General features: G+C 60.5%; 25 protein-coding genes. 6 read left to right on the forward strand and 19 right to left on the reverse strand.

All coding sequences use genetic code 11. The features are described 5' to 3' along the window. Positions 1-75 precede the first annotated feature (75 nt). Positions 76-798 carry a phosphatase PAP2 family protein gene (locus M2367_RS10980; RefSeq protein WP_259236693.1) on the forward strand — a complete coding sequence of 241 codons (723 nt, stop codon included), beginning with the start codon at positions 76-78 and terminating at the stop codon, positions 796-798. Between the two features lie 236 nt (positions 799-1034). Here the strand turns inward: M2367_RS10980 and M2367_RS10985 are convergent, their stop codons facing one another. Continuing rightward, positions 1035-1871: a MetQ/NlpA family ABC transporter substrate-binding protein gene (locus tag M2367_RS10985; protein WP_259236694.1), complete on the reverse strand. Its 837-nt coding sequence runs from the start codon at positions 1869-1871 to the stop codon at positions 1035-1037. Positions 1872-2300: 429 nt separating this feature from the next. After that, complete coding sequence (locus tag M2367_RS10990) at positions 2301-2498, reverse strand: hypothetical protein (protein WP_042652500.1); 198 nt, start codon at positions 2496-2498, stop codon at positions 2301-2303. Positions 2499-2799: 301 nt separating this feature from the next. On the opposite strand from M2367_RS10990, the gene M2367_RS10995 reads away from it, so the two are divergent. From M2367_RS10995 to M2367_RS11005, 3 genes are all read left to right on the forward strand, one after another. After that, entirely contained in the window at positions 2800-3339 is a 540-nt protein-coding gene (locus M2367_RS10995; RefSeq protein ID WP_224432702.1) for an isochorismatase family protein, read from the forward strand. Between the two features lie 5 nt (positions 3340-3344). Beyond that, on the forward strand, positions 3345-3554 hold the full coding sequence (locus tag M2367_RS11000) for a hypothetical protein (RefSeq protein WP_224432701.1): 210 nt from the start codon (positions 3345-3347) through the stop codon (positions 3552-3554). A 229-nt stretch (positions 3555-3783) separates the two neighbouring features. Continuing rightward, positions 3784-4863 carry an SGNH/GDSL hydrolase family protein gene (locus M2367_RS11005; protein WP_259236695.1) on the forward strand — a complete coding sequence of 360 codons (1080 nt, stop codon included), beginning with the start codon at positions 3784-3786 and terminating at the stop codon, positions 4861-4863. Between the two features lie 70 nt (positions 4864-4933). Here the strand turns inward: M2367_RS11005 and ppsA are convergent, their stop codons facing one another. Then, positions 4934-7306, reverse strand: a complete 2373-nt coding sequence (gene ppsA, locus M2367_RS11010) for a phosphoenolpyruvate synthase (RefSeq protein ID WP_042043771.1) — start codon at positions 7304-7306, stop codon at positions 4934-4936. A gap of 304 nt (positions 7307-7610) precedes the next feature. Between ppsA and M2367_RS11015 the strand changes: the two genes are divergently transcribed. Further along, positions 7611-8423, forward strand: coding sequence for a pyruvate, water dikinase regulatory protein (locus M2367_RS11015; protein WP_042043770.1), 813 nt, complete (start codon positions 7611-7613; stop codon positions 8421-8423). Between the two features lie 129 nt (positions 8424-8552). Here the strand turns inward: M2367_RS11015 and M2367_RS11020 are convergent, their stop codons facing one another. Further along, positions 8553-8819: a hypothetical protein gene (locus tag M2367_RS11020; RefSeq protein ID WP_042043769.1), complete on the reverse strand. Its 267-nt coding sequence runs from the start codon at positions 8817-8819 to the stop codon at positions 8553-8555. A 427-nt stretch (positions 8820-9246) separates the two neighbouring features. Here M2367_RS11020 and M2367_RS11025 point away from each other — a divergent pair, with 427 nt between their 5' ends. Continuing rightward, complete coding sequence (locus tag M2367_RS11025; RefSeq protein ID WP_224432698.1) at positions 9247-10623, forward strand: amino acid permease; 1377 nt, start codon at positions 9247-9249, stop codon at positions 10621-10623. A gap of 136 nt (positions 10624-10759) precedes the next feature. Here M2367_RS11025 and M2367_RS11030 read toward each other — a convergent pair whose 3' ends face one another. The 15 genes from M2367_RS11030 to hscB all read right to left on the reverse strand — a co-directional run bounded on the left by M2367_RS11030 (position 10760) and on the right by hscB (position 26426). Continuing rightward, positions 10760-11002, reverse strand: a complete 243-nt coding sequence (locus M2367_RS11030) for a zinc ribbon domain-containing protein (protein WP_042043767.1) — start codon at positions 11000-11002, stop codon at positions 10760-10762. Positions 11003-11169: 167 nt separating this feature from the next. After that, complete coding sequence (gene der / locus M2367_RS11035) at positions 11170-12654, reverse strand: ribosome biogenesis GTPase Der (RefSeq protein ID WP_042043766.1); 1485 nt, start codon at positions 12652-12654, stop codon at positions 11170-11172. 74 nt (positions 12655-12728) lie between these two features. Further along, positions 12729-13922 carry an outer membrane protein assembly factor BamB gene (bamB, locus tag M2367_RS11040; RefSeq protein ID WP_042043765.1) on the reverse strand — a complete coding sequence of 398 codons (1194 nt, stop codon included), beginning with the start codon at positions 13920-13922 and terminating at the stop codon, positions 12729-12731. Further along, positions 13915-14565 (reverse strand): tetratricopeptide repeat protein, encoded by a 651-nt coding sequence (locus M2367_RS11045; RefSeq protein WP_259236697.1) that lies wholly within the window; start codon positions 14563-14565, stop codon positions 13915-13917. Before M2367_RS11045 ends, bamB begins: the two co-directional genes overlap by 8 nt. Positions 14566-14568: 3 nt before the next feature. Then, on the reverse strand, positions 14569-15846 hold the full coding sequence (gene hisS / locus M2367_RS11050; protein ID WP_259236698.1) for a histidine--tRNA ligase: 1278 nt from the start codon (positions 15844-15846) through the stop codon (positions 14569-14571). A 162-nt stretch (positions 15847-16008) separates the two neighbouring features. Beyond that, positions 16009-17124 (reverse strand): flavodoxin-dependent (E)-4-hydroxy-3-methylbut-2-enyl-diphosphate synthase, encoded by a 1116-nt coding sequence (gene ispG / locus M2367_RS11055; RefSeq protein ID WP_042043762.1) that lies wholly within the window; start codon positions 17122-17124, stop codon positions 16009-16011. Positions 17125-17133: 9 nt separating this feature from the next. Then, positions 17134-18060 carry a RodZ domain-containing protein gene (locus M2367_RS11060; protein ID WP_259236699.1) on the reverse strand — a complete coding sequence of 309 codons (927 nt, stop codon included), beginning with the start codon at positions 18058-18060 and terminating at the stop codon, positions 17134-17136. Continuing rightward, complete coding sequence (gene pilW, locus M2367_RS11065) at positions 18050-18826, reverse strand: type IV pilus biogenesis/stability protein PilW (protein ID WP_042043758.1); 777 nt, start codon at positions 18824-18826, stop codon at positions 18050-18052. The genes M2367_RS11060 and pilW overlap by 11 nt, the downstream gene beginning before the upstream one ends. 27 nt (positions 18827-18853) lie before the next feature. Next, entirely contained in the window at positions 18854-19957 is a 1104-nt protein-coding gene (locus M2367_RS11070) for a bifunctional tRNA (adenosine(37)-C2)-methyltransferase TrmG/ribosomal RNA large subunit methyltransferase RlmN (RefSeq protein WP_042043756.1), read from the reverse strand. 171 nt (positions 19958-20128) lie between these two features. Then, positions 20129-20557: a nucleoside-diphosphate kinase gene (ndk, locus tag M2367_RS11075; RefSeq protein WP_224432693.1), complete on the reverse strand. Its 429-nt coding sequence runs from the start codon at positions 20555-20557 to the stop codon at positions 20129-20131. 380 nt (positions 20558-20937) lie between these two features. After that, positions 20938-22221: an aminopeptidase PepB gene (gene pepB, locus M2367_RS11080; protein WP_259236701.1), complete on the reverse strand. Its 1284-nt coding sequence runs from the start codon at positions 22219-22221 to the stop codon at positions 20938-20940. Beyond that, positions 22218-23507, reverse strand: a complete 1290-nt coding sequence (gene pepB / locus M2367_RS11085) for an aminopeptidase PepB (RefSeq protein ID WP_259236702.1) — start codon at positions 23505-23507, stop codon at positions 22218-22220. The genes pepB (M2367_RS11080) and pepB (M2367_RS11085) overlap by 4 nt, the downstream gene beginning before the upstream one ends. Before the next feature lie 184 nt (positions 23508-23691). Continuing rightward, complete coding sequence (fdx, locus tag M2367_RS11090; RefSeq protein ID WP_005907038.1) at positions 23692-24030, reverse strand: ISC system 2Fe-2S type ferredoxin; 339 nt, start codon at positions 24028-24030, stop codon at positions 23692-23694. A 1-nt stretch (position 24031) separates the two neighbouring features. Next, complete coding sequence (gene hscA, locus M2367_RS11095; protein WP_224432690.1) at positions 24032-25879, reverse strand: Fe-S protein assembly chaperone HscA; 1848 nt, start codon at positions 25877-25879, stop codon at positions 24032-24034. 28 nt (positions 25880-25907) lie between these two features. Beyond that, positions 25908-26426 carry a co-chaperone HscB gene (hscB, locus tag M2367_RS11100; protein WP_224432689.1) on the reverse strand — a complete coding sequence of 173 codons (519 nt, stop codon included), beginning with the start codon at positions 26424-26426 and terminating at the stop codon, positions 25908-25910. Positions 26427-26430: the final 4 nt, after the last annotated feature.

Consider the following 26430-nt stretch of genomic DNA (forward strand, 5'->3'; position numbering starts at 1 on the left):
TGACCGCCAAGCCGGGGCTGGCACAATGTCGCCTCTTTTTATCTGCCGCTCCACGGCACCGTTACGAGCCTTGTTATGTCGACGCACTCCTCTTCACTGCCGCGCAGCCAGGCGCTTGCATTCAGTGCCGCCCTGATCCTGCCGCTGGTGCTGCTGGTCTGCCTGCCCTGGCAGCCTTTTAGGCTCAATGCCCTGCAATCGGAGTGGTTGTGGTGGCCCTACGCCCTCACCCGTATGGTGGATATTCCCGGCCTCGCCATCAGTATCCTGGCCCTGCTGCTACTGACCCGCTACAAGCTGGCCCTGAGCCTGCCCGCCCTGCTGGCCTTGAGTGGCGCCCTCTTTGCCGTGCTCGCTGGCGACTGGGTCATCAAGAGCCTGATCAAGCACCTGACCCAGGAGCCGCGCCCCTATCTGCTCTGGCTGGAGAGCCAGCAGCTGATCCCCGCCATCGAGCAGTTCTACGCCAGCAAGGTCGAGGTGCGCAGCGAACAGGTACATGCGGCGAGCCAGCTGCTGGCCCTGCCCCAGTGGCTCGGCAACCACTGGCAGGCGGAGGTGAATTACGCCTTCCCCTCCGGGCACAGCATCGCCGCCATGAGCCTCGCCCAGTTCTTCGGTCTGATCTGGCTGGCCCGCGCGCCCCGCGGCGTCTGGCTGCTGCCGCTGTGGGCCCTCGCCATCGGCCTGTCACGCACCCTGATCGGCATGCACTGGCCGCTGGATGTGCTGGCCAGCGCCCTGCTCGGCAGCCTGACCGCCCTGTTTGCCGCCCGCTGGTGGCTACGCCACCACTGATCCCTCTCCAGATGCTGCACTAGGGCGCGGCGCATGCCCTGTCACAGACCTCACCCTGCATGGGTTGACGAGCACTCTGCTCGGCAACCTGACACGCTGTTTGCCGCACCGTCTGCGGGTGGCTACGCCACCACTGATTGCCCGTCGCCATCGGCGGCCCACACTGCGGCGAATATGAGCACGGGCACCCCTGGGTGCCCGTGCTCATATCAAACCATCCGTCATGGGGGGTCGGCTCACCCCTTGTTCTGCCCCTGCCAGCCTTCGGGGTATTTGTAGCCAGCGAAGCGCTTGGCGGCATAGGCCTTGAACTCGGGGGAGTTGTAGGCGGCGATCACATCCTTGGCGAACGGCTTGTCGGCATCGGCGCTCTTCACCACCACCCAATTGATGAAGTCGTAGCTGCGCTCGAGGAAGAGCCCCTCGCTGAACGGGATGCCGCTGGAGGCGGCGAAGTTGCCATTGATGACAGAGAAGTCCACATCCTCCCGTGAGCGCGGCAGTTGCGCCGCCTCCAACAGCACCAGCTTGATGTCGTGCGGATTCTTCACCACGTCGAACTCGCTCGCCTTGAGCGGGTTGATGCCCTCCTTCAGGGTCAGCCAGCCCAGATCCTGCAGCATCAGCAACGCCCGCGCCTGGTTGGTGGGATCATTGGGGATGGCTACTGTGCTCCCCTCTTTCAGCGCTTTCAGATCGCTCAGCTTGCCCGAGTAGAGCCCCATGGGACCGGTCGGCACCTGGGTGATGGGAGCCAGCGACAGTCCTCTATCCTTGGCGAAGCTCTCCAGATAGGGCTTGTGCTGGAAGCAGTTCACATCGAGGGAGCCATCGGCCAGGGCGAGATTCGGGCTCACATAATCGGTGAACTCCACCAGTTTCACTGTGTAGCCTTTGGCTTCCAGCTGCGGCTTGATGGAGTCGGTCACCATGTCGGCAAAATCCCCGACCGTGGTGCCAATCACTATCTCTTGCTTGACGGGAGCCGCCGCATCGGCGGCAGTGGCAGAAAAGGCGCTGCTGGCGGCCAGCAGGGCAAAGGCGGAAAGTGTGAAGAAGGAACGACGCTGCATGGGGACTCCTTGTCAAAATGATCATCGAAACGGTGGCCGGGTTGCGACGTCTGCCCTGCGAGCAGAATCACCACAACCATCTAGCCATCCAAATGGCTAATTAAGATCACCATAACAGAGCCTCCGCCCTTCGCCAAGCGACAAAATCGGCTGAGCTTGCGCAAAGATGGCGAGCACCAGTGCCGATGCCGAGGCGCGGTCCGTCACCGCTCCTCGCGCGAAAATCTTTGATAAGCCACACAATAATGATGAGCAGGATCTCGCCATCCCGGCCTCATCCGGCATAGGATGGTCATTTGGTGCCCTTCCGTCTGGGCGACGAGTAGCGCAGTCCGACCGTGCGGGCGCCATGCCCTCCATAGCAAAAAGCCCCGGCGTCATCGACACCAGGGCTTTGGGAATACACCGACGGATTGAACCGACAACGCCTTACTTGACCGCCTTGCTGGCGTTCTCCATCGCCTGCTTCTCGGCGGCGCCGAGGATGGCAGTCTGGCGATTTTGCTCTGCCAGGTAGCAGGTATCCTTGCTGATCCCCTGCGCCTGGCAGTCCGCCATGCGCTGGGCAGGGCTGGAACAACCGGCCATCAGACCAGCGACGGACATAAGCAGAATGATTTTCTTCATGGTGATTCCCATCGTTAAGTTAATCGCGGCGCACTCTTGAACAAGGGCTGGAACTGCTTTAATAACAAGATCTTCCCACTCGTTCGGCCGGATTCGTTGCCAAATTTGGCGACACTGGTCTTAGCACTGTCAGGTGCTTTTTCATGGCCCGACTCTAGCGCCGTCCGCCCGGTGCGTCACTGGCGCTCTGGTAACAATTTGTTTCTCTCTATATAAAAAGGGGTATCGCGCCGAGCCTGCTCGCCGCTCCCCATGCCGTTCGCGGGCCACCTAGCACGCGATCCCTTGCTAAGGAGTCACCATGTTGATCACCTCCACCACAGGCCTGCTGGTCGTCGATATTCAGGGCAAGCTGGCCCGCCTCGTCGAGGGGAGCGAGTCCCTCATCGCCAACACCGCCCGGCTGGTGCAAGGCGCCCGGGCGCTGGGCTTGCCGGTGATCTGGCTGGAGCAGAACCCGGACAAGCTCGGGGCCACGGTGCCCGAGCTGCAGCCGCTGCAAGCCGGGACACAGGTGCTGCCCAAGTTCAGCTTCGGCGCCCTGGGGGAGCCGCAGGTGGCGGCGGCGATCAGCGAAACCGGGGTGACCCACTGGCTGGTGTGCGGCATCGAGGCCCATATCTGCGTCTACCAGACGGTGCAGGGGCTGTTGGACGAGGGCGCCCAGGTATCATTGGTGGTAGATGCGGTGTCGTCGCGCACTGCCGCCAACAAGGCGGTGGCCGTCGATCAATTGGCGGCATTGGGGGCACGGCTCAGCTCGGTGGAGATGTGCCTCTATGAGTTGCTGGGGGATTGCCGCCATCCGGCGTTTCGCCAGATCCTGGCCCTGGTGAGATAAGCGCCATGATGGAGAGCATGGCGCCCTTTATATTTGGGCTGATCGCTTTCCAGGTCGCACTGGCGGTGAGCATGCTCGGCATGGCGCTCACTCGTCGCTATTTGGCTTGGCTCTGGGCAGGCGTCGTGATCTGCTACTTCCTCTGGTGGATCCTGCTCGGCTGCCCCGCATTCCTTCCTCACGAATGGCCTGGCCCTGATGGGACAGCGGGCTGAGGGGACACTTATTAATCTTTGAGTAAAAAGTTTGATGGCCCCCACAGATCCTGACGATGCTGCTTTTATGCACAGCACCTCTCCATCTATCTTCATTCGGCGCCCATTTGCTGGGCGTCAAATGGCAGCGATGGTGGCGTATGCCTGATCGGTTCCCATCGTGCACGGGATCGGCGCCGGCGTCATGGCCTTCCCTGCCCCCACTCAATGAAACAGCACAGGGATCAGCATGAAGACAGTGAAAGGACTCCTCCTGCTCGCCGCCATGGGACTGGCCGCCGAGGCACAGGGCGCCCGCATTGAAGCCACGGATCATCGCCTCAATTACGAGGGACGCATCGTACGCGACTGGGTCAAACAGGACGTGCGGCTCAACTGGCCGGCGACCCGGCTCACCTTTCGCTTCGAGGGACGGGAGCTCGCCATCGCCATGGACGGCCAGCAGAGCCAGTTCGATCTGCTGATCGATGACCAATTGCAAGGCGTCATCAAGACCGGCCAGGGCATGCACACCTATCCCCTGCTGCAGTGGCCGACGCCTCGCTCGGTCAAGGTCGAGCTGGTCAAACGCACCGAAACCTATGACGCCATGCTGACCCTGGACGCCCTGGTCACCGACGGAGTAGTGAGCGGCCTCTGGCAGCAAAAGCCCCACCTGCTGTTTGTCGGTGACTCCATCAGCGCCGGCATGGGCAGCGAGTCGAGCAAGCGCGAATGCAGTTGGGAGGAGAACCTCAACAGCTCCAACGCCAGGCTTGCCTTCCCGGCCAAAACGGCGGCGCTGCTCGGGGCCACCCATAGCCAGGTCTCCTACTCGGGGCTCGGACTCTTGCGCAACTGGGACGGCAACCAGCCCCAGCATGCCCTGCCCCATTATCTGGACAAGGCAGGCGCCGTCTATCAGGGGGGCACGGATTTCGAGAGTCAACACCCGGTGCTGATCGTCGTCGAACTCGGCACCAATGACTTCAGCTCCGAGCTGCAACCCCACGAACCCTGGCCGGATCAGGAGAGCTTCCAGCAGGCCTGGATCGATGGCTATGTCGAGCTGCTGCGGGATCTGCGCCAGCGCTACGACAGCCCCCCCATCATCCTGATGGGCCAGTATCTCTGGCCCCATGACCGGCTGAACCAGACCCTGATCCGGTTGCAGCAACAGCTCGCCCTGCTGGGGGATCCTCCCGTGCTGATCGAGCAGATGCGCTCCGACAACTCAGGCTGCCTCTGGCACCCGACCGCCGCCGAGCATGACGGCATAGCGGCGAGCCTGGCCGGGCTTATCCGCCAGCAAGGGCTCTTGCCTGAATAGAGATCCGGCTGGCAACCCATAAAAAACGGCGCCCTTGCGGCGCCGTTGTATCGAGAGCGGATTGGCTGACTTAGCCGGCCTTGTGCTGCTCGGCCAGATAGAGCCAGGTATCGACGACCGTATCGGGGTTGAGCGACACCGAGTCGATGCCCTGCTCCACCAGCCAGGCGGCGAAGTCCGGGTGATCGGACGGGCCCTGACCGCAGATGCCGACATACTTGCCCGCCTTGCGGGCGGCCTGGATTGCCATCGCCAGCAGCGCCTTGACCGCATCGTTGCGCTCGTCGAACAGGTGGGCGATGAGGCCGGAATCCCTGTCCAGTCCCAGGGTGAGCTGGGTCATGTCGTTGGAGCCGATGGAGAAGCCATCGAAGTGCTGCAGGAACTGATCCGCCAACAGGGCGTTGGAGGGCAGTTCACACATCATGATGACTTTCAGACCCCGCTCGCCACGGCGCAGACCATTCTCGGCCAGGATCTCGATCACCTGCTCGGCTTCACCCACGGTGCGCACGAAGGGGATCATCACCTCGACGTTGGTCAGCCCCATCACATCGCGCACCCGCTTCATCGCCTCGCATTCGAGGGCGAAACAGGGACGGAAGCTGTCGGCGATGTAACGGGAGGCACCGCGGAAGCCTATCATGGGGTTCTCTTCATGGGGCTCGTAGCCACGGCCCCCCACCAGATTCGCGTACTCGTTGGACTTGAAGTCCGACATCCGCACTATCACCCGCTCCGGCCAGAAGGCGGCGGCCAGGGTGGCGATGCCTTCGGTCAATTTGGCGATGTAGTACTCGCGGGGGCTCTCGTAGCCGGCGATCATCTTGGTGATGGTGGCCTGCAGCGCCGGGCTCTGCTTGTCAAATTCCAGCAGGGCCTTGGGGTGTACCCCTATCATGCGGTTGATGATGAACTCGAGTCGCGCCAGACCCACACCGGCGTTGGGCAACTGGGCAAAGTCGAAGGCTCTGTCCGGGTTGCCGACGTTCATCATCACTTTGATGGGCAGGCGCGGCATGTTGCCCACTTGTGTCACCGCCACCTCGAAGTCGAGCTGGCCATCATAGATGAAGCCGGTATCGCCCTCGGCGCAGGAGACGGTGATGAGCTGGCCCGGCGCAATGTGATCCGTGGCATCGCCACAGCCGACCACGGCGGGGATACCCAGCTCGCGGGCGATGATGGCGGCGTGGCAGGTGCGGCCACCGCGGTTGGTGACGATGGCCGAGGCCCGCTTCATGATGGGCTCCCAGTCCGGATCCGTCATGTCGGTGACCAGCACGTCACCGGGTTGCACTTCGTCCATCTGGCTGATGGAGCTGATGACCCGGGCCGGGCCCGCCCCTATCTTGTGACCGATGGCACGCCCTTCGATCAACACCTTGCCCGCCTGCTTGAGGGCAAAACGTTCGAGGGTGTTGGCCTCCTGGCGACTGCGTACCGTCTCGGGACGAGCCTGGACGATGTAGAGCCTGCCATCCTGACCATCTTTGGCCCACTCGATGTCCATGGGACGGCCATAGTGTTGCTCGATGATGAGCGCCTGCTTGGCCAGCTCCATCACCTCGTCATTGTTGATGCAGAACTGGTTGCGCTCCGCCTCCTGGGTATCTTCAATCTTGACCTGACGGCCATGACCCGCATCGCTGGAGTAGGTCATCTTGAGCAGCTTGGATCCCAAGGTCTTGCGCACCACGGCGGGGCGACCCGCTTTCAGGGTCGGCTTATGGACATAGAACTCGTCCGGATTGACCGCACCCTGCACCACCATCTCCCCCAACCCCTGGCTGCCGGTGATGAAGACCACATCGTTGAAACCCGATTCGGTATCCAGGGTGAACATGACACCGGAGGCGGCCAAGTCCGAGCGCACCATGCGCTGGATGCCGGCGGAGAGGGCTACACCCTTGTGGTCATAGCCCTGGTGCACCCGGTAGGAGATGGCGCGATCGTTGAACAGGGAGGCAAACACATGCTTGACGGCGGTCATGACGGCATCGATGCCGCGCACGTTGAGGAAGGTCTCCTGCTGGCCCGCGAAAGAAGCATCCGGCATGTCTTCGGCGGTGGCGGAGGAGCGCACCGCAAAGGAGGCCTCCAGCCCGGCACTGAGCTTGTCATAGGCGCTGCGGATGGCCTCTTCCAGCTCCGGCTGGAAGGGGGCATCGATCACCCACTGACGGATCTGGTTACCGGCGGCGCCGAGGGCCGCGATGTCATCCACATTCAGACGGTCGAGCAAGTCATGGATCTGATCATTGAGCCCGCTGCGCTCCAGAAACTCATTAAAAGCAAACGCCGTGGTAGCAAACCCACCCGGCACGGACACACCGGCACCAGACAGGTTGCTGATCATCTCGCCAAGGGATGCATTCTTGCCGCCGACTCGTTCTACATCTTGCATTCCGAGTTGTTCGTACCAAAGTACGTACTGTTGCATTTGCATGTCTCCAGGTTGGTGGGCCAGGGTGCCGGTGCACCATCTGTGCCTTGTTGTGTGCTTTTTTTGTTAGTTTGTGCTGTCGCCGCCCGCCGAGAAAACGTTTTCTTCTCCCGGTCAAAAAAATCCCCACGCAAGATTTGGGGATAGGCCGAATGACACAGACATTCTACAATGCGAACACAAAAAGGTAACGATTCAGGTTTGCAACCGAGTTCACAACTTGGAAACGGCAGATCGGTTGACAATAGTCGTTTGGTATCGAGAGATACTTTCTTCGCAGCAAGTAAAAAGGGAGCGGCCAGTGCACACCGTTTTTTATGTTTCAGATGGCACTGCCATCACCGCCGAGGTGTTTGGCCACGCGGTACTCAGCCAATTTCCCATGATCTTCGAGCAGGTCACCATCCCTTTCGTGGAGACCCTGGAGAAGGCGCGTCTGGTCCGCATGCGCATCGACGAGCAGTTCCGCCAAACCGGGGTTCGCCCCATACTGTTCCACACCATCGTCGACCCGCAGGTGCGTGAAGAGGTGCTCAAAGCCCACGCCAGCAGCCATGACTTTCTCAACACCTTCGTCAGTCCCCTGGAGCAAGAGCTTGGCATCAAGGCCACCCCGCGTCTGCATCGCACCCACGGCATGGAGAACCGCAAGCTCTATGACGACCGCATCGAGGCGGTCAACTTTGCCCTGGCGAACGACGATGGCATCACCACCAAGGAGTATGACGAGGCGGACATCATCCTCATCGGCGTCTCCCGTTGCGGCAAGACACCGACCAGCCTCTATCTGGCGCTGCAATTTGGCGTGCGGGCCGCCAACTACCCCTTCATCGAACAGGACATGCAGGCTCTGGAGCTGCCCGCCGCCCTCAAAGCCAATCGCCACAAGTTGTTCGGGCTGACCATCACCCCGGACAGGCTCCATGAGATCCGCAACCAGCGCCGGGCCAACAGTCGTTACTCCTCCCTGGAGCAGTGCCAGCAGGAGCTGGCGAGCGTCGAGCGCCTCTATCGCCAGGAGGCGATCCGCTTCCTCGATACCAGCGCCCACTCGGTGGAGGAGATCAGCGCCAAGATCCTCGAGGGCACCGGCATGCGCCGCCAGCTCTATTGAGAGCGGCGCTCATCCGCAACAAAAGTCAGCCCAGCTTGCCATGCAAAGAGCCCTGTTCCCGCCAACGCGGGTTCAGGGCTCTTTGTCATAGGGCTGGCCGGGGAAACACCCCGGGTTCCCCTCCCGTTGTCAGCTCTTGGGCAGGTTAAGCTCACGGTTACTCATCAGTTTGCCGTAGAAGGAGATCAAACCATAACCACCGCGCACCCGCTCCGCCAGCCAGATCCCCAGTCCAAGGCCGAGCAGGCCAGCCCCCGCCATCACCCAGGGCCAGCTGGCCTGGGCCAGGAACCCGAGGCACAACAAGACACCCAGGGCCAGCAACAGCAGCAGTGGCGCCAGACACAGCACTCCCCACAACAGGGCCATCATGACCCAGCCCACCATCTTCATCATCCCAGAACCCGCCTATCCTCGTCATAACAGTGATGGATACCGCTCTTGCCACTGATTGCCCTGCCCCACCTGCCACTGACATGGGCAGGCAAGGCGGGAGCGGATGCAAAAAGCCTCCAATGAATCTCACCACCATTAATCACGGATAGTGCAGAAGATCAAGATCGGCATAATCAGTTGACCAGATAGTGAGCAATGACCAGAAAAAGTGAGAAGAACCTCAAGAAAAGACTGATGAGAGGCGAAAAAGCCAGCGAATGATAGCAAAAACAGGTGCAACACGGGTCGTTTATCACTATTCTGCTGCGGTTGGTAGCCACCATGAAAAACAACAAATGGCACCATGTAACGAAATAAATACAGGTTACGTCAGCTTTTGGCTACGAAATGACGAAAGCGACGGACTGACGAATCAAAAGGACTCAGTATGGATCTTCAACCACAAGGCGATGAGCTCAAGCGCGGCCTCAAGAACCGCCATATCCAGCTCATCGCCCTGGGCGGCGCCATCGGCACCGGCCTGTTTCTGGGGATAGCCCAGACCATCAAGATGGCCGGCCCCTCAGTGCTGCTCGGCTATGCCATCGGCGGCTTCATCGCCTTCCTCATCATGCGCCAGCTCGGCGAGATGGTGGTGGAAGAGCCGGTGGCAGGCTCCTTCAGCCACTTTGCCTATAAATACTGGGGTGACTTCGCGGGCTTCGCGTCTGGTTGGAACTACTGGGTACTCTATGTGCTGGTCAGCATGGCCGAGCTCACCGCAGTCGGCATCTATGTCCAGTACTGGTGGCCCGAGATCCCGACCTGGATGTCGGCGGCCCTCTTCTTCGTGCTGATCAACGCCATCAACCTCACCAACGTCAAGGCATTTGGCGAGATGGAGTTCTGGTTCGCCATCATCAAGGTGGTCGCCATCGTCGGCATGATTGGCTTTGGTGGTTACCTGCTGGCCAGCGGCAGCGGCGGCCCCGAGGCGAGCGTGACCAACCTCTGGGATCAGGGCGGTTTCTTCCCCAACGGTATCAGCGGCCTGGTGATGGCCATGGCGGTCATCATGTTCTCCTTCGGGGGTCTGGAGCTGGTCGGTATCACTGCCGCCGAAGCCGACGATCCGCAAAAGAGTATTCCCAAGGCCACCAACCAGGTGATCTACCGCATCCTCATCTTCTATATCGGCGCCCTGGCAGTACTGATGTCCCTCTACCCCTGGGGCAAAGTCGTCGAGGGCGGCAGCCCCTTCGTGATGATCTTCCATGCCCTGGACAGCGATCTGGTGGCGACTGTGCTCAATATGGTGGTACTGACCGCGGCGCTCTCGGTCTACAACAGCTGCGTCTACTGCAACAGCCGGATGTTGTTTGGCCTGGCCAAGCAGGGCAATGGTCCCAAGGCGCTGCTCAAGACCAGCAAGAGCGGTGTTCCCATGGTCGCCATCTCCATCTCGGCGGGTGCCACCTTGCTGTGCGTGCTGATCAACTACCTGATCCCGGGCAAGGCCTTCGAGCTGCTGATGGCGCTGGTGGTGTCGGCCCTGGTCATCAACTGGGCCATGATAAGCCTCGCTCATCTCAAATTCCGCAAGGCCAAGCAGGCCCAGGGGATCGAGCCTAAGTTCAAGGCGTTCTGGTACCCCTTTGGCAACTACCTCTGCCTCGCCTTCATGGCGGGTATCCTGGTCATCATGTATCTGACCCCCGGCATCCAGATCTCCGTCATGCTGATCCCGGTCTGGATACTGGTGCTCGCCATCGGTTACCAGTTCAAACGCAAACGCCTGGCCGCTGCCGCCGTGAATCCGGCCTGAGACCAACACAGGCCCGACAAGAGGCCGAGTCAAACTTGCATAAAAGAGGCGCCCGGTGGGCGCCTCTTTCCTATCTCATTTGGCTGGTCGGCGAGCGATTGAAAGGACGAGCTGTAACGGCTGCATGGCCTCTCCTCTATTCGCCATCCCCTACCCGCCTGACCTCATAGATCACCCGACGCTTGGAGATGAGGCTGCTGCACCCCTGACAGAAATAGTCGACCGCACCGCATGCCTGCAGCCGCTCCAGCGGGGCGCCACAATCGGGACAACTGGCCTCAAAGCACAACTCGGCGTGACAGACCGGGCAGCGCTGTTCGCTATGGCGAGGATCCAGGGCCGCCGCACACGCGGGGCAACTGGGCGTGGAATCATTCATGGTGATGCTCCTGATAATATGAGTCTGGCTTGAGCCTGCCGCAGACCCGCTCCTTCTCTTATCAGCATGGCTGCTGCCGATTGTCAGGGTCAAGATAACATGGGGAGCGCCTGCGGGAATTGCACTGCATCAATGTAAAACGGCTGCCCTGAGGCAGCCGCGTTGTCTTACTTCTTCATCTTGAGCAGGCGCTTACGTTGCCGCTCCTGACTCAGGGTCATGGTGTTCTTCCTGCCCTCGAAGGGGTTGACCGACTCCTGGAACTCGACCCGGATCGGGGTACCCATGATCTTCAGGGACTTGCGGAAATAGTTGATCAGATAGCGCTTGTAGGAATCCGGCAAGTCATTGAGCTGGTTGCCGTGGATGACGATGCGCGGCGGGTTGTAACCACCGGCATGGGCGTACTTCAGCTTGACCCGGCGACCATTGACCATGGGCGGCTGGTGATCTTCCTGGGCCATCTGCATGATGCGGGTCAGCATGGCGGTGCTGGTCCGGCGGGTGGCGGACTGGTACGCCTCCTGGATGGATTCGAACAGGTGGCCGACCCCGCTACCGTGCAGGGCAGAGATGAAGTGCACCCGGGCGAAATCGATGAAGCCCAGACGACGGTCCAGCTCATTCTTGATGCTGGTCTTCACCTCGGTATCCAGACCATCCCACTTGTTCACCACCAGCACCACGGAGCGACCGGTGTTGAGCACGAAGCCCAGGATGCTCAAGTCCTGATCGGTGATGGTCTCGCGGGCATCGATCACCAGCAGGCAGACGTTGGCATCTTCGATGGCCTTGAGGGTCTTGATGACGGAGAACTTCTCCACCGTCTCATGCACCTTGCCACGACGACGCACACCGGCGGTGTCGATGATGACGTATTTCTGCTCATCACGCTCCATGGGGATATAGATGGAGTCGCGAGTGGTACCCGGCATGTCATAGACGATGACCCTGTCTTCACCCAGCATGCGGTTGGTCAGGGTGGATTTACCGACGTTGGGGCGACCGACGATGGCGAACTTGATAGGCAAGTCGGCAAAGGGGGTCTCCTTGGTGTCTTCCCGGGTGTCCAGATCACCGGCGGCTACCATGCGCAGCAGGGCTTCTTCATCGAAGTCCTCTTCTTCCTCTTCCTGCACATCGTCTTCACCGACCAGGGTTTCCAGGTGCGGGGCCAAAGAGAGCTCCAGCAGGCTCAGCACGCCGCGACCATGGGCGGCGGCTATCTGATAGACCTCCCCCAGGGCCAGGGAGTAGAACTCGGACACGGCGGAATCGCCATCGATGCCGTCGGTCTTGTTGGCGACCAGGAACACCTTCTTCTGGGCCTTGCGCAGGTGCTCGGCGATCGCCTGATCCGCGGCGGTCAGACCGGCACGGGCATCGACCATGAACAGCACCACATCGGCTTCTTCGATGGCCTGCAGGGATTGCTCGGCCATCTTCAGCTCGATACCCTCTTCAGTGCCATCGATACCACCGGTATCGACCACGATAAATTCCAGCTCGCCCAGCTTCGCCTGGCCGTATTTACGATCCCGGGTCAGGCCGGGGAAATCTGCCACCAGGGCATCCCGGGTACGGGTCAGGCGGTTGAACAGGGTGGATTTCCCCACGTTGGGGCGGCCCACCAGGGCTACTACAGGAGTCATAAAAGCCTCATTCTCAAGACGACAAAGGCTCCGGGTCCGAAGACCAGGAGCCGGATAATCAAAATATCGGACAGTTAGGGACGCTTAAGGGCGTACAACTTACCGTCACGGCTCTGTACATAGAGTACATCTTCATCCACCAGAGGGGCGGCATAGAGACCACTGCTATCGAGCTGCTGCATCGCCTTGATGGACCCATCGGTACGATCCAGCCAATACAGGTAACCTTCCACATCGCCCACCACCACATAGTCGCCAAAGACGACGGGGGCGGTGACGCTGCGATTTTCCAGCTGGGTGTTGGACCACAGCTCCAGACCGTTGCGACGGTCGATGGCAAACAGGTGACTGCGGCTGTCGGTCAGCACGATGGCATCACCGCTCACCGCCATGTCGCGATAACCGGAATATTTGCGCTTCCACACCTCGTCACCTGTCATCAGCTTGCGGGCCATCAACTGGCCGTTGTAAGCGATGGCATAGAGTTCATCACCGGCGATGAGCGGAGCGGCATCCACGTCCACCATGCGATCCAGCTCGGTGGCACCGCGCGGGTCGGCAACCTTGGACTGGCGCACCGGTTGACCGTTGCTGAGCAGGGCGATGCCCACCTTGCCATCGGCGCGGCCGTACAAGACGGCGCCATTGGTGATGACGGGGGAGCCCGTGCTGCGCAGGGTCAGCGGCGGCTGCTCTTCGGAGAGTGTCCATTGCAGCTTGCCTTCATCGCTATCCAGCGCGACCAGACGACCCGAGGTCGTCAGTACCACGACCCGGCCATCTTCGACCGCCGGGCTGGCAACCACTTCACCCGGCACTGTGGTCTGCCAGAGTACGGCACCGTCTTTTTCGTCCAGGGCATAGACCTGGCCGTTTTCGGAGCCGAGGAACAGCTTGCCATAACGAGACACCAGACCACCGGAGAGGCGGGCGCTGCGCTTGTCTGCGTTGACCGGCAGATCCGCCAAGTCCACGCTCCACAGCTCCTTGCCGCTCGCACGCTCGAAGGCGGTCACGTCACCGCCACGGGCGGCGGCATAGATGACATCATCCTCGACCGCCGGGCGCAGCTGGGAGTAGAAGTTGCCAATGCCATCGCCTACCGAGCTGCTCCACAGGGTATCTGCCTGGAAGCTGGATTCAACCTGGGGCAAGGCTGCCATGGGGTTGAGATCTTCATCCTTGCTGAACAGGGAACAACCTTGCAGCGCCACGGCGATGGCGGTACCCAGCGCTACCCGTTTGAGGTCACGTTTCAGATCACGCATCCGGCGCTCCTGCATTGACGTTGGCTGGCAGCGCCAGATCGTCCATCTTCAGCTTGAGCTCGGGGCTGGCTTGCAGACCACCGGCATCGGCCGCCGCCTGATAGGCATCGCGGGCCTCTTCCGGCTTGCCCTGCTTGAGCAACAGATCGCCGCGCACTTCGGCAAGCTGCGCCTTGAAGGCCTCGCTCTTGATCTTGTCGAGCTGAGCCAGGGCCTCGTCAAACTTGCCCTGATCGCCCAGCACCCGGGCCAGACGCAGGCCAGCGATGGGCTGTACGCTCTCGTCACCTTGCGCAACCACCTGGCTAAGCTGCTGCTCGGCCAAGTCCAGCTTGCCCGCCTTGACGGCGGCAGCGGCCAGCTGCAGGGCCGCCAGCTCACTGTAGGATTCCCCCTTGTGCTCGCCGATGAAGCTCTGCGCCTGGGTAAAGGCGGCATCGTCCCCCTTGGCCAGGGCCTGGGTCAGCTGGTTGTAAGCCTGAGAAGCTGTCTCCTTGCTCGTCTGCTGATATTCGTTGTAATAGCGCCAGCCAAACAGGCCGACCAAGCCGATGACGGTCCCGGCAATCACCGAGGTACCGTTCTCTTTCCACCAGCTCTTGATAACTTCAACCTGTTGATCTTCGGTGGTATAAACTTCCACGGCTTACTCTCCTTTGACTGCCAGCAGGGCAATGACGGCGTCGACCTTCAGGGTCTGTTGTTCCCCCTGGCCACGCAGATATTTGATGGTCACTTCCCCGTTTTGTGCCTCGGACTCGCCGAGGATCAGGGCAATGGACGCGCCGCTCTTGTCGGCACGTTTGAGCTGTTTCTTGAAATTGCCGCCACCGCAGTGGCTCATCAGACGAAGATCGGGCAACGCATCGCGCAGTCGCTCGGCCAACTGGAAACCAGCGGATGCTATCCCCTCGCCGACCATGGCCAGATACACATCCACCCCAGGGCGGATGTCGGCATTGAGCTCGAGGGTCTCGAGCATCAGCACCAGACGCTCTATGCCCATGGCAAAACCGACCGCCGGGGTGGCTTGACCGCCGAGCTGCTCGACCAGACCGTCGTAGCGGCCACCGGCCAGCACTGTGCCCTGGGCGCCCAGACTGCTGGTGACCCACTCGAATACGGTGAGGTTGTAGTAGTCGAGACCACGCACCAGCCGCTCATTCACTTCATATTGAATGCCGGCGGTATCGAGTAGCCTCTTGAGCCCCTCGAAGTGGGCCAGGCTCTCTTCGCCCAGGTGATCGAACAGACGCGGGGCACCCACCAGAATTTCCTGAACGCGCTCACTCTTGGAGTCGAGCACCCGCAGCGGGTTGCTGTACATGCGGCGCTGGCTATCTTCATCCAGCTCATCCTTGTACTGCTCCAGATAAGCAACCAGGGCATCGCGATAGGCGGCACGCTCTTCGCTCTGGCCCAGGGTATTGAGCTGCAGGCAGACATGATCCTGGATGCCAAACAGGCGCCACAAACGGTGAGTGAGCATGATGAGCTCGGCATCGATGTCCGGGCCATTGATCCCAAACAGCTCGACACCGAATTGATGGAACTGGCGATAGCGGCCCTTCTGGGGGCGCTCGTGGCGGAACATGGGGCCCATATACCACATGCGGCGTTCCTGGTTATAGAGCAAGCCATGCTCGATACCGGCACGGACGCAGCTGGCCGTCCCTTCCGGGCGCAGGGTGAGGCTGTCACCGTTGCGATCCTCAAAGGTATACATCTCTTTTTCGACCACGTCGGTCACTTCACCGATGGCGCGTTTGAACAGATGAGTCTGTTCGACGATGGGCATGCGCACTTCGCTATAGCCATAGCTGGCGACGACCTGACGCAGGGTCTGTTCCACTTTCTGCCATACCGGGCTCTGCTCCGGCAGGCAGTCATTCATACCGCGAATCGCTTGAATCTGTTTTGCCACGTTGCTACTCGAGAAAAAGACGTGAAATGTGGCCGCATTATAGGGATTTTCGACCCCGAGGTAAAATCGGGGCAGTTCCAGTGCGGCATGATGGCTGAACCGGCTCAGCGAGGCACCCAGGCCTTCTCTATCGGATCTGGCCAACCGGGATCAGCCGGGTGGTTAAGCCTTGTCTATTCGGATCTGGTTAGCGGGATCCAGCATGGCGGCACGGGCACGGATACGGCGCTCCAGCACGGGGATCAGATCCTTGTTGTCCAGGCGGTCGACCCGCAGGCCCCCCTCATAAAAGGCGCTCTTGTTGGCCGCCCCCGCCAGACCGAGGTCGGAGACCAGGGCTTCACCCGGACCATTGACCACGCAGCCGATGATGGAGACATCCATGGGGGTGATGATATCTTCGAGCCGCTCTTCCAGGGCATTGACCGTGCTTATCACATCGAACTCCTGACGGGAGCAGGAGGGACAGGCGATAAAGTTGATGCCACGGGAGCGAATGCGCAGGGACTTGAGGATGTCGAAGCCGACCTTGACCTCCTCCACCGGATCGGCCGCCAGGGAGATGCGCAGGGTGTCACCGATACCATCGGCCAGCAACATGCCAAGGCCGATGGCCGATTTGACGGCGCCGGCCCGAAAGCCACCCGCTTCGGTAATACCCAGATGCAGAGGCTGGTCTATCTGCTTGGCCAGCAGGCGATAGGCCCCCACGGCGAGGAAGACATCGGATGCCTTGACGCTCACCTTGAAGTTATCGAAGTTGAGACGATCCAGGTAATCCACGTGGCGCATGGCCGACTCGAGCAGTGCCTCTGCGGTCGGCTCGCCATATTTCTCCTGAATATCGCGCTCCAGAGAGCCCCCGTTGACGCCGATGCGGATCGGGATATTGAGGTCCCGCGCACAGGCCACCACGGCCCGCACCCGCTCTTCACTGCCGATATTGCCCGGGTTGATACGCAGGCAATCGGCGCCGTATTCGGCCACTTTCAAGGCGATACGATAGTCGAAGTGGATGTCGGCAATGATGGGGATATTGGTCTGCTGCTTGATGAGCTTGAAGGCTTCCGCAGCCTCCATGGTCGGCACCGAGACCCGGACCAGGTCGGCGCCCACCCGCTCGATGCGCTGGATCTGCTCGACGGTGGCGGCCACGTCTGTGGTCTTGGTGTTGGTCATGGTCTGAACCGTGATGGGGGCATCGCCCCCAACCGGTACATTACCCACCATGATCTGCTTGGATTTACGACGAATGATCGGGGATTGGTGAGCGGACATGGGTAGAGCTTACTCCTGCGGCAACGCGAACTTGGCGGTCCGGCCGTTGTTGTAACGGCTCATGTCGATGGACTTGCCTTCAAATTCAATCTTGACGGCCATGGGCGCACCAATGATGAACTTGAAGGGGGCTGTCCCGGCGAGGGTCAATTCATCATTGGCCTTCTTGAGACCGCTGAACAGGGTCTTGCCCGTGCTGTCTTTCACATCGAGCCAGCAATCGGCGGCAAAGTTCAACTTGAGTTGCGGCACGCTGGTCGCAGGTTCAGTCGCAGAGTCAGGCACAGTGGCCACCGCGTCGCTCACCACAATCTCTTCAACCGGGGCCGTGTTGACGGCTGCACTCGCCGTGGTGTTCTGGTCAACGGCGGGAGCAGCGGGCTCCACCTCGGCAACAGGCGCTGTCTCTGCGACAGGCAGTTCGCCCTGAGTCGCCTCATTCACGTCGGTTGCAACCTGTGGTTCGGCCGGTGCGCTGATCTCGCTGGCGGCGAGCGCGTCCTCCCCTGCAGAGCGCTTGGCCGTACTCTGCCACCACCAGGCGACAGACAAGCCGATCAGCGCCAGGATCACCAACCAGGTCACCAGCTTGAGGCGACTGTCATTGGCCTGCTGACGGGAGCGGCGCGAGAAGCTCTGCATATCAATGTTGTCCGGCGGCGTCAGTCCCAACTTGGTGTAGGCAGCCAGGACTGTCTCTTCCGGTACGCTGACCAGCTTGGCATAAGTGCGCAGGTAGCCACGGATAAAGGTGTGCGACGTGTTCTTATCGTAAGTATCTGATTCGATAGCCGCAATCAGGGTCAGACGAAGATGAAGGCGTGATGCAACCTGTTCACGGGTCCAGCCAAGCTGTTCGCGAGCGGCGCGCAGCAGCTGGCCTGGGCCTGCTGCCTGAGATTCGTCTTGAGAGTCGTGTTGCTGTTCAATAGTCATTGGCTAAGTAACGCTTGGCTTGTGGCGAAGAGGGAAAGCGCTGTACCAGCTCAGTCCCGAATTGGTGAAGTAATGCCGGTTTGTCCATCGACTGGGCGAGACGCAGTCTCAACCAGAGACTCTCTTCGTTCTCATCGGCCACGGCCGCAAAACGAACGAGATAGTCCTGCACATCGGTCAGCTTGTCATCTTTCATGGAAAGCTCGGCCAAGTCCAGCAATAACCTTGGATCCCGGGGATTATACCCCAAGGCAAGATGATAGTACTCGCTCGCTTTCTCTTTTCGATTGTTTTGCAATGCACAAATCGCCGCATTCTCATAGGTATTGGCCACCTTGACGTAGTCAGGTTGCGCAATCGCCTGGTTGAATGCCTTGTCGGCCTCGTCGAAACGGCCGCGATTGCAGAGGAAGGCCCCATAGTTGTTCATCGCGTCAGCATTGGTCGGATCCATGGCCAAGGCTTTCCGATAACTCGCCTCGGCCGACTTGTAATCCTGCACCTGCTGGAAGAAATAGGCAAAGCCAACCTGGATCTGGGCATTGTCAGGATCGTACTGCAGTGCCTTGTCCAGATTGAATTTTGCCTGTTCGGCATTGCCCTGACGCAAATATTGGAGGCCCAGATCCAGTCTGGTCTGGGCTGCCGCCTTGAGGTCGGGGCCAACTTCGCGTTGTGTCGAGTTCGGGCCAACGTAGCTAGTCTCGGTCACGCAGCCGGACAGCGCACAAAGCGCCGCCACCAGTATCAATTTACGTGTATCCATTTCCCTGACTATACAATGGCTTAGCGGTTAGACCATTTTGACGGAAATCCCTTCCTGTTGCATCCGATTTTTCATGGTGCGTTTGGTGCGATCGATCACCTCCCCCACCAGCTGGCCACAGGCCGCATCGATGTCCTCTCCCCGGGTCTTGCGCACTATCACGGTGAAGCCGTACTCCATCAACACCTTGGAGAAACGGTCGATGCGACTGTTGCTCGGCTTGCCAAAGGGGTTGCCCGGGAAGGGATTGAACGGGATCAGGTTGATCTTGCAGGGGGTGTCTTTGAGCACCTTGGCCAACTCGTGGGCCTGCTGCATGTCGTCATTGATATGATCGAGCAGCACATATTCCACCGTGACCCGGCCACCGTTGGCGTTGGATTTGGCCAGATAACGGCGTACCCCGGCCAGGAAGTTCTCGATATTGTACTTGTCGTTGATCGGCATGATCTCGGAGCGCAGCTTGTCATTCGGCGCATGCAAAGAGATAGCCAGCGCCACATCAATCTGGTCGCCCAGCATGTCCAGCGCGGGGACTACCCCTGAGGTTGAGAGGGTGACGCGGCGCTTGGAGATGCTGAAACCAAAATCATCCATCATCAGCTTCATGGCCGGCACCACGTTGGCCAGGTTGAGCAGCGGCTCACCCATGCCCATCATCACCACGTTGGTGATGGGTCGTTTGCCCCCCACCACCTTGGCGGCGCGCCATACCTGGCCGATGATCTCGGAGACCTTGAGGTTACGGTTGAAGCCTTGCTGGGCGGTGGAGCAGAAGGTACAGGCCAAGGCACAACCGACCTGAGAGGAGACGCACAGAGTCGCCCTGTCCCCTTCCGGGATATAGACGGTTTCGACCTCTTGATCGCCGACTTGCAGTGCCCACTTGATGGTGCCATCGGAAGAGCGTTGCTCGCGGCTGATCTCCGGAGCCCGGATCTCGGCGATGGTCTTGAGGCGTTCACGCAGCGCCTTGTTGACGTTGTTCATCTGATCGAAATCATCACAACCAAAGTGATAGATCCACTTCATTATCTGATCTGCCCGGAACGGCTTCTCGCCTAGCTCGACGAAGAAGGCACGCATGGCATCCCGATCGAGATCCAGCAGGTTGGTTTTTGTTTCGCTCATCAAAGGCCTCAGTCCACAAACTACAAAATTATTGCTGACAGTCGTCAGGGGGCGGCATTGTACAAATAATGTGTCCGCCTTTCCACCCGCAGCATACGGGGTTATCAGCCTTTTCGCCAAAAAACGAAAGGGAGCCGAAGCTCCCTTTGCTAAATGTCACTGCCGGCATCATCAGACGCGTGGGCAGATCTCGTCATCGCTGAAGAAATAGGCGATTTCACGGGCAGCAGAAGCCGGGGCATCGGAGCCGTGCACGGCATTGCGGTCAATGCTCTCGGCGAAGCAGGCGCGCAGGGTACCCGCCAGGGCATCGGCCGGGTTGGTGGCGCCCATGATTTCGCGATTGCGACGAATGGCGTCTTCACCTTCCAGCACTTGCACCATGACAGGACCGGAGGTCATGAAGGCTACCAGTGCGTTGTAGAAGGGACGCTCTTTGTGCTCGGCATAGAAACCACCGGCCTGCTCAGCGCTCATGTGGATCATCTTGGCTGCGACGATACGCAAGCCCGCGCTCTCAAAGCGGTTGTAGATGGCACCGATCAAGTTCTTGCTGACAGCATCCGGCTTGACGATAGAGAAGGTACGTTCGATAGCCATTAGATCTTCCTTAAACTACAGAGATTTATGATGAGAATTCGTGTTCGGCGGCGATTATACGTAAACAAAAACCGGAATAACACACAAAAAGGCAACTTTTTGTTAAACAAATTCATCGTTAAAACAACATGCCCGCCTATCTTGCCGCAGCTCAAGCACAAAAAACGTGCTCTTCCCCACGATATCTTGGTAAAGGCCGTAAAAGCTAGCGTCTCTTGCTGGCATCGCAGCCCGCTATCCGGCGACGACTGCGCCCTTCCTTCCGGCTAGCAGGCGGCTATTGGCTCAAAAATGGGTAGTGTGGCTCTTGCCAAGGCAAGAAGGCGCCATCATGGCGCCTTCTGATCACAGTGCTACAGGATCCCGCACTGGACGGTGCCTCAGCGGGTCTCTTCCTGCAGGGCACGGGCTATGGTGCGCATCCCCAGGGTATTGGCCCCCGGCGCCCACAGGCCATCGCCGTTCTCGTTGAAGCACGCGGCGAGATCGATGTGCAGCCAGCCCTGCCCCTCGTTGGCAACGAAGCGGGAGAGGAAACCGGCCGCGTTGGAGGCGCCACCCGGGCCGCCACCCGGCACCGGGCGACTGTTGGCAGTATCGGCATAGTGGGACGGACACTGCTGGCTATGCCAGGGTTCGAGCGGCAACGGCCAGGCGGCTTCCTGCTCGGATTCCGCATAGACCATGGCCCGGCTCACCAGCCCCTTGTCCAGGCCGAACAGGGCATTGTAACGCCCCCCCAGCGCCATCACCGCCGCCCCCGTCAGGGTGGCGCCATCGATGATAAGCGGCGCACCGGATTCACCGGCGAGCTGCAGGCCATCGGCCAGCACCAGGCGCCCCTCGGCATCGGTGTTCACTATCTCCACCGTGGTGCCGTTCTTGTAGGTCAGAATATCACCCAGCTTGTAGGCATGGCCCGAGACCAGGTTCTCGGCGCAGCACAGGATCAGCTTTATCCGCTTGTTCAGACCGCGCAGCATGGCCAGCGCCAGGGCGCCAGTGACGATGGCGGCGCCCCCCATGTCATGCTTCATGGTCAGCATGCCCTGGGAGGTCTTCATGGAGTAGCCGCCCGAATCGAAGGTGATGCCCTTGCCAACCAGGGCCGCCGCGACCGGGGCCTTGGGATCCTTGCTCGGGTTGAAGTCCAGCTCCAGCATGACAGGCTCGCGATCACTGCCGCGCCCGACCTGATAGAGGCCGACCCAACCCGCCTGGGCCAGGGCTTCTCCCTTGAGGATGCGATGGCTCACTCTGTCCGGTGCCAGTTCGGTAATAAAAGCGGCTGCTTCGACCGCCAAGTCCAATGGCCCCAACTGCTCGGGGGTGGCGTTGGTCATCTCGCGCACCCAGCGTCCGCACAGCCAGCGAGCCTCCAGTTCGGCCCTGTCCTCCTCGCTGCAGGTGGCCCATTGCAGTTCCACCTCCCGTTTCGGGGTCTGCAACCCTTGGGCGAAAGCCCACTGCTGCTCTCTGTCCCAGTGACCAGCCAGGCTGACCTTGTAGATCCCCTGGTTGCAGAGACAACGCGCCGCCTGCTGGACATCCTGCAGAGGGCTCGCACTCACCAGATGGATCTGGGCGCCATCGGCGCGGTGGGAGACAAGCGCGCCCTCACCCCATTCGGCGCTGGCAAATTCACGACTTAACCAGATGTTCATGCTGAAACCTCTTCGAGCCAACGTGCAATGGTGCGCAGGCCATGACCCTTGGCACCGGTGGCCCACAGATCGTTACCCGCTTTCTGATAGGCGCCCGCCAAATCCATGTGCAGCCACCCCTTGCCTTCGTCACGGACGAAGCGCGACAGGAAGGCGGCGGCCGTGGTGGCGCCGGCTGTGCCCTCGGCCGTGGCCACGTTGCTCATGTCGGCAAACGAGGAGCCGAGCTGGCCCTGGTGCCAGGTCTCCAGCGGCAGCACCCAGGCTTTCTCATGCTCCGCCTTGGCGGCAGCCAGGCCACGGGCATGTTCGGCCTCATCCAGGGCGAACAACGCATTGTAATCACGCCCCAGCGCCATCTTGGCGGCGCCAGTCAGGGTGGCGGCATCCAGGATATAAGGCGCGCCACTTTCGCCCGCCGTCAGCAGGCCATCGGCCAGTACCAAGCGGCCCTCGGCGTCGGTATTCTGGATCTCGACACTGATGCCGTTGCGATAGGTAAGGATGTCGCCGAGCTTGAAGGCGTGGCCGGAGACCAGGTTCTCGGCGCAGCAGAGGATGAGCTTGACCCGCTTGTCCAGGCCACGGGCGATGGCCAGTGCCAGACCCCCGGTTACCATGGCGGCGCCACCCATGTCCGATTTCATCGGCAGCATGCCATCGGATGACTTCATGCTGTAGCCGCCGGAGTCGAAGGTGATCCCCTTGCCGACCAAGGCCGCCGCCACCGGCGCGTCCGGGTTGCCAGTCGGGTTGTAATCGAGCTCCAGCAGCACGGGTTCGCGCTCGCTGCCCCGTCCCACCGACCAGATGCCGATGTGACCCGCCTCCTTCAAGGCTTCACCGCTGGTGATGCGCGCGGTCACCTTGTCACCGGCCAGACCGCGAATGAGCAGCAGGGCTGATTCCGCCAGGCTCATGGGGTAGATCTCTTCCGGGCAGCCGTTGGTCACGTCCCGCACCCAGGCACTCGCCTTGAGCAGGCCATCGAGGGCCTTGGCATCCTCGGCCGACTGCTCGCCGAACTCCAGCGCCCGCTCGCCCTTGGCGGCATAGAAACCTTGGGCAAAGGCGAAACGGCGCTCCAGATCCCAGGCTTCACCAGCCAGGCGAACCCGCTTGATGCCGGAGGACTCCAGGCGACGACCGGCACGCTGGATGGCGCGCAACGGCTCTTTATCAAGATGCACCAGGGTCTCATCGCCATTAAAACTCAACAAGGCACCCTCGCCCCAGTGAGCGGCGGCGGCCTGGGTGGACAACACTACATTCATCATCTCAGCCATCTCTCTTGCTTCCTTTTCTTTGGCATACTCTTTTTGGCAAATTGTCGGCTTCTCGCCCTGCAATCCGAACTGGCGGAACACGGAAAATCGGGCGATAAAAAAGGCCGTCCCCTTTCGGGTCACGGCCTTCACCATATCACTTTTATGTCAGGACTGACTGCATGCTCAATTAACCAGTGCGCAATCAGTGCCGCTCGGAGGCGAGGTTGAGGGTGTACTTGGGCAGCTCCACCACCAGATCCTCATCCGCCAGACGCGCCTGACAGCTCAGACGGGACTCGGGCTCCAGACCCCAGGCCTTGTCCAGCATGTCATCTTCCAGCTCATCGCTCGGCTCAAGGGAATCAAACCCCTCACGCACCACGCAGTGACAGGTGGTGCAGGCGCAGGACTTTTCACAGGCATGCTCTATCTCTATGCCATTGCGCAGGGCGATGTCCAATATGGTTTCACCGCTTGCCCCTTCCAGGGCAGCCCCTTCCGGGCAAAGTTCGGGATGGGGCAAAATGATCAGTTTTGGCATATCACACCTTGTTAACGTCTTGGCCAGTCAGCACCTTGCGGATGGAGGCATCCATGCGACGGGAGGCAAACTCGCCACTGGCGGCATCCGCCGCCTCGATGGCATCTTTGATTTGATTGGTTGTTCCTGTGGCACGCATGGCCAGCAGGTGGGCGATGGCCCCGTCGATTTGGCTGCGTTCGGCCGGGCTCAACAGCGCCTCACCATCCACGGCCAGCGCGGCATTGAGGCTCTCGATCACCCGGTCCGCGTCCACTTGCTGCTCGGCCAGCATACGGGCGGCCATATCCTGCTCCGCATGCTCGAAGGAGGCGGTCAGCATGCTGAGGATGTCATCCTCGGCCAGTCCGTAAGAGGGTTTGACCTGAATGTCAGCCTGAACCCCGGAGGATTTCTCCATGGCACTGACCGAAAGCAAGCCATCGGCATCCACCTGGAAGGTAACTCTGATATGAGCCGCGCCTGCCGCCATCGGCGGGATCCCGGTCAGAGTGAAGCGGGCAAGGGAGCGGCAATCTGCCACCAGTTCCCGCTCACCCTGCACCACGTGGATTGCCATGGCAGTCTGGCCATCCTTGAAGGTAGTGAACTCCTGGGCGCGAGCCACCGGTATGGTGGTATTGCGCGGGATCACCTTCTCGGCCAGGCCGCCCATGGTCTCGAGTCCCAGGGAGAGCGGGATCACATCCAGCAACAGCATCTCGGCATCGGGTTTGTTGCCCACCAGAATATCGGCCTGAATGGCGGCGCCGATAGCCACCACCTTGTCCGGATCTATGCTGGTGAGCGGCGTGCGGCCAAAGAAACTCCCGACTTGCTCACGCACCAGCGGCACGCGAGTTGAGCCGCCGACCATGACCACTTCCAGCACCTCATCGGCACTGAGACCGGCATCTTTCAGGGCCCGGCGACAGGCCAGCAGGGTCCGCTTGACCAGGGGCAGAATCAGTTCGTCAAACTGGCCGCGGGAGCATTCGCCCTGCCAGCCGGCGAAGGCACAGGAGACAGTGTCTGCATCGGTCAGCCCATGCTTGATGGCGGTTGCGGCATCGAGCAGTTCCCGTTGCAAGCGCGCATCCAGCTGCCCTTCCAGCCCGGCCCGGGCCTTGAGCCAGTCGGCAAGCAGGTGATCAAAGTCATCGCCACCCAGGGCGGAATCACCGCCGGTGGCCATCACTTCAAACACGCCACGATGCAGACGCAGTATGGAGATGTCGAAGGTACCGCCGCCGAGATCGTACACGGCAATCACCCCCTCCTGCCCCGAATCCAGGCCATAGGCGATGGCGGCGGCGGTGGGCTCATTGAGCAGACGCAGCACATGCAGACCGGCAAGACGAGCCGCATCCTTGGTGCCCTGGCGCTGGGCGTCATCGAAATAGGCGGGTACGGTAATCACGACGCCGTCGAGGTCGCCGCCCAGGGTCGCGGCGCCACGGGCGGCCAGCGCTTTGAGAATTTCAGCCGAGACCTGCACCGGATTGACCAGCCCCTGGCGAGTGAGGATCTGCGGTGATCCCTTGTCGCTTGCCACGAATTCGTAGGGCTGTTGACGGGTATCCAGATCCGCCAGCGCCTTGCCCATCATGCGTTTGACCGAAATGATGGTGTTCTGGGGATCCTGGGCGGCCTCGGCTTTCGCATCGAAACCGACCCGGATGCTGTCAGCCTGATAGTGGACGGCAGAAGGCAGCAGGGCGCGACCCTGTGCGTCATTGAGCGTATCTGCCTGACCGCTACGCACCGCGGCAACCAGCGAATTGGTGGTGCCCAGATCGATGCCGACGGCACGTTTATGCTGATGAGGCGCGGCGCTCTGGCCGGGCTCGGCGATTTGCAGTAATGCCATGGGGTATCACATTTCCAGCGTTAGAAGATCAATATTCGAACAGCGAGTCTTCGAAGCGCTCCAGCTCTTCGAGCAACTTGTCGACGAACTTGAGTTTGCGCACGCAATCGGCCGCCTTGAGATCCTCGCCCATGGCGAGCGTCTCGGTCAGCTGTTGCATCAGGTGGTGATGCTCCTGGTCGATTTCGCGGCGAAAATCCGCGATGGCCGTCTCAGGTTGCGCCTCGGACTTGAGGTCTGCGAGGCGTTCACGCCACTCCAGTTGCTGCATCAGAAACCCCGTATCTTGCAGGGTTTGCTGTTCGGCGCGAATGTCAGTGCCACGCAGGGAGAGCAGATACTCAGCACGGCGCAAGGGGGCTTTGAGGGTAGAGAAGGCATCATTGATGCGAGCGGCTTGCTGCACTGAAGCCAGCCGCTCCCGTTCGGGAGCGGTGGCGAAACGATCTGGATGGAACTGAGTTTGCAGTTGGCGGTAGGTATCCCCCAGCTGGCGGATATCAAGTTCGAACCCCTGCGCCAGACCGAACAACTCGAAATGGTTCATGAGG

The sequence above is a fragment of the Aeromonas sp. BIGb0445 genome (assembly GCF_024809075.1).
GTDB lineage: Bacteria > Pseudomonadota > Gammaproteobacteria > Enterobacterales > Aeromonadaceae > Aeromonas > Aeromonas rivuli.

Bases quoted from the DNA above. Each gene is read 5' to 3' on its own strand.
- M2367_RS11060 (WP_259236699.1), bottom strand. From the start codon at position 18,060: ATGACTATTGAACAGCAACACGACTCTCAAGACGAATCTCAGGCAGCA.
- hscB (WP_224432689.1), bottom strand. From the start codon at position 26,426: ATGAACCATTTCGAGTTGTTCGGTCTGGCGCAGGGGTTCGAACTTGAT.
- pilW (WP_042043758.1), bottom strand. From the start codon at position 18,826: ATGGATACACGTAAATTGATACTGGTGGCGGCGCTTTGTGCGCTGTCC.
- M2367_RS10980 (WP_259236693.1), top strand. From the start codon at position 76: ATGTCGACGCACTCCTCTTCACTGCCGCGCAGCCAGGCGCTTGCATTC.
- ppsA (WP_042043771.1), bottom strand. From the start codon at position 7,306: ATGCAACAGTACGTACTTTGGTACGAACAACTCGGAATGCAAGATGTA.
- M2367_RS10995 (WP_224432702.1), top strand. From the start codon at position 2,800: ATGTTGATCACCTCCACCACAGGCCTGCTGGTCGTCGATATTCAGGGC.
- ispG (WP_042043762.1), bottom strand. From the start codon at position 17,124: ATGTCCGCTCACCAATCCCCGATCATTCGTCGTAAATCCAAGCAGATC.
- M2367_RS11020 (WP_042043769.1), bottom strand. From the start codon at position 8,819: ATGATGAAGATGGTGGGCTGGGTCATGATGGCCCTGTTGTGGGGAGTG.
- ndk (WP_224432693.1), bottom strand. From the start codon at position 20,557: ATGGCTATCGAACGTACCTTCTCTATCGTCAAGCCGGATGCTGTCAGC.
- pepB (WP_259236702.1), bottom strand. From the start codon at position 23,507: ATGGCTGAGATGATGAATGTAGTGTTGTCCACCCAGGCCGCCGCCGCT.
- M2367_RS11025 (WP_224432698.1), top strand. From the start codon at position 9,247: ATGGATCTTCAACCACAAGGCGATGAGCTCAAGCGCGGCCTCAAGAAC.
- pepB (WP_259236701.1), bottom strand. From the start codon at position 22,221: ATGAACATCTGGTTAAGTCGTGAATTTGCCAGCGCCGAATGGGGTGAG.
- M2367_RS11000 (WP_224432701.1), top strand. From the start codon at position 3,345: ATGATGGAGAGCATGGCGCCCTTTATATTTGGGCTGATCGCTTTCCAG.
- M2367_RS10990 (WP_042652500.1), bottom strand. From the start codon at position 2,498: ATGAAGAAAATCATTCTGCTTATGTCCGTCGCTGGTCTGATGGCCGGT.
- M2367_RS11070 (WP_042043756.1), bottom strand. From the start codon at position 19,957: ATGAGCGAAACAAAAACCAACCTGCTGGATCTCGATCGGGATGCCATG.
- der (WP_042043766.1), bottom strand. From the start codon at position 12,654: ATGACTCCTGTAGTAGCCCTGGTGGGCCGCCCCAACGTGGGGAAATCC.
- hscA (WP_224432690.1), bottom strand. From the start codon at position 25,879: ATGGCATTACTGCAAATCGCCGAGCCCGGCCAGAGCGCCGCGCCTCAT.
- fdx (WP_005907038.1), bottom strand. From the start codon at position 24,030: ATGCCAAAACTGATCATTTTGCCCCATCCCGAACTTTGCCCGGAAGGG.
- M2367_RS11030 (WP_042043767.1), bottom strand. From the start codon at position 11,002: ATGAATGATTCCACGCCCAGTTGCCCCGCGTGTGCGGCGGCCCTGGAT.
- M2367_RS10985 (WP_259236694.1), bottom strand. From the start codon at position 1,871: ATGCAGCGTCGTTCCTTCTTCACACTTTCCGCCTTTGCCCTGCTGGCC.
- bamB (WP_042043765.1), bottom strand. From the start codon at position 13,922: ATGCGTGATCTGAAACGTGACCTCAAACGGGTAGCGCTGGGTACCGCC.
- M2367_RS11005 (WP_259236695.1), top strand. From the start codon at position 3,784: ATGAAGACAGTGAAAGGACTCCTCCTGCTCGCCGCCATGGGACTGGCC.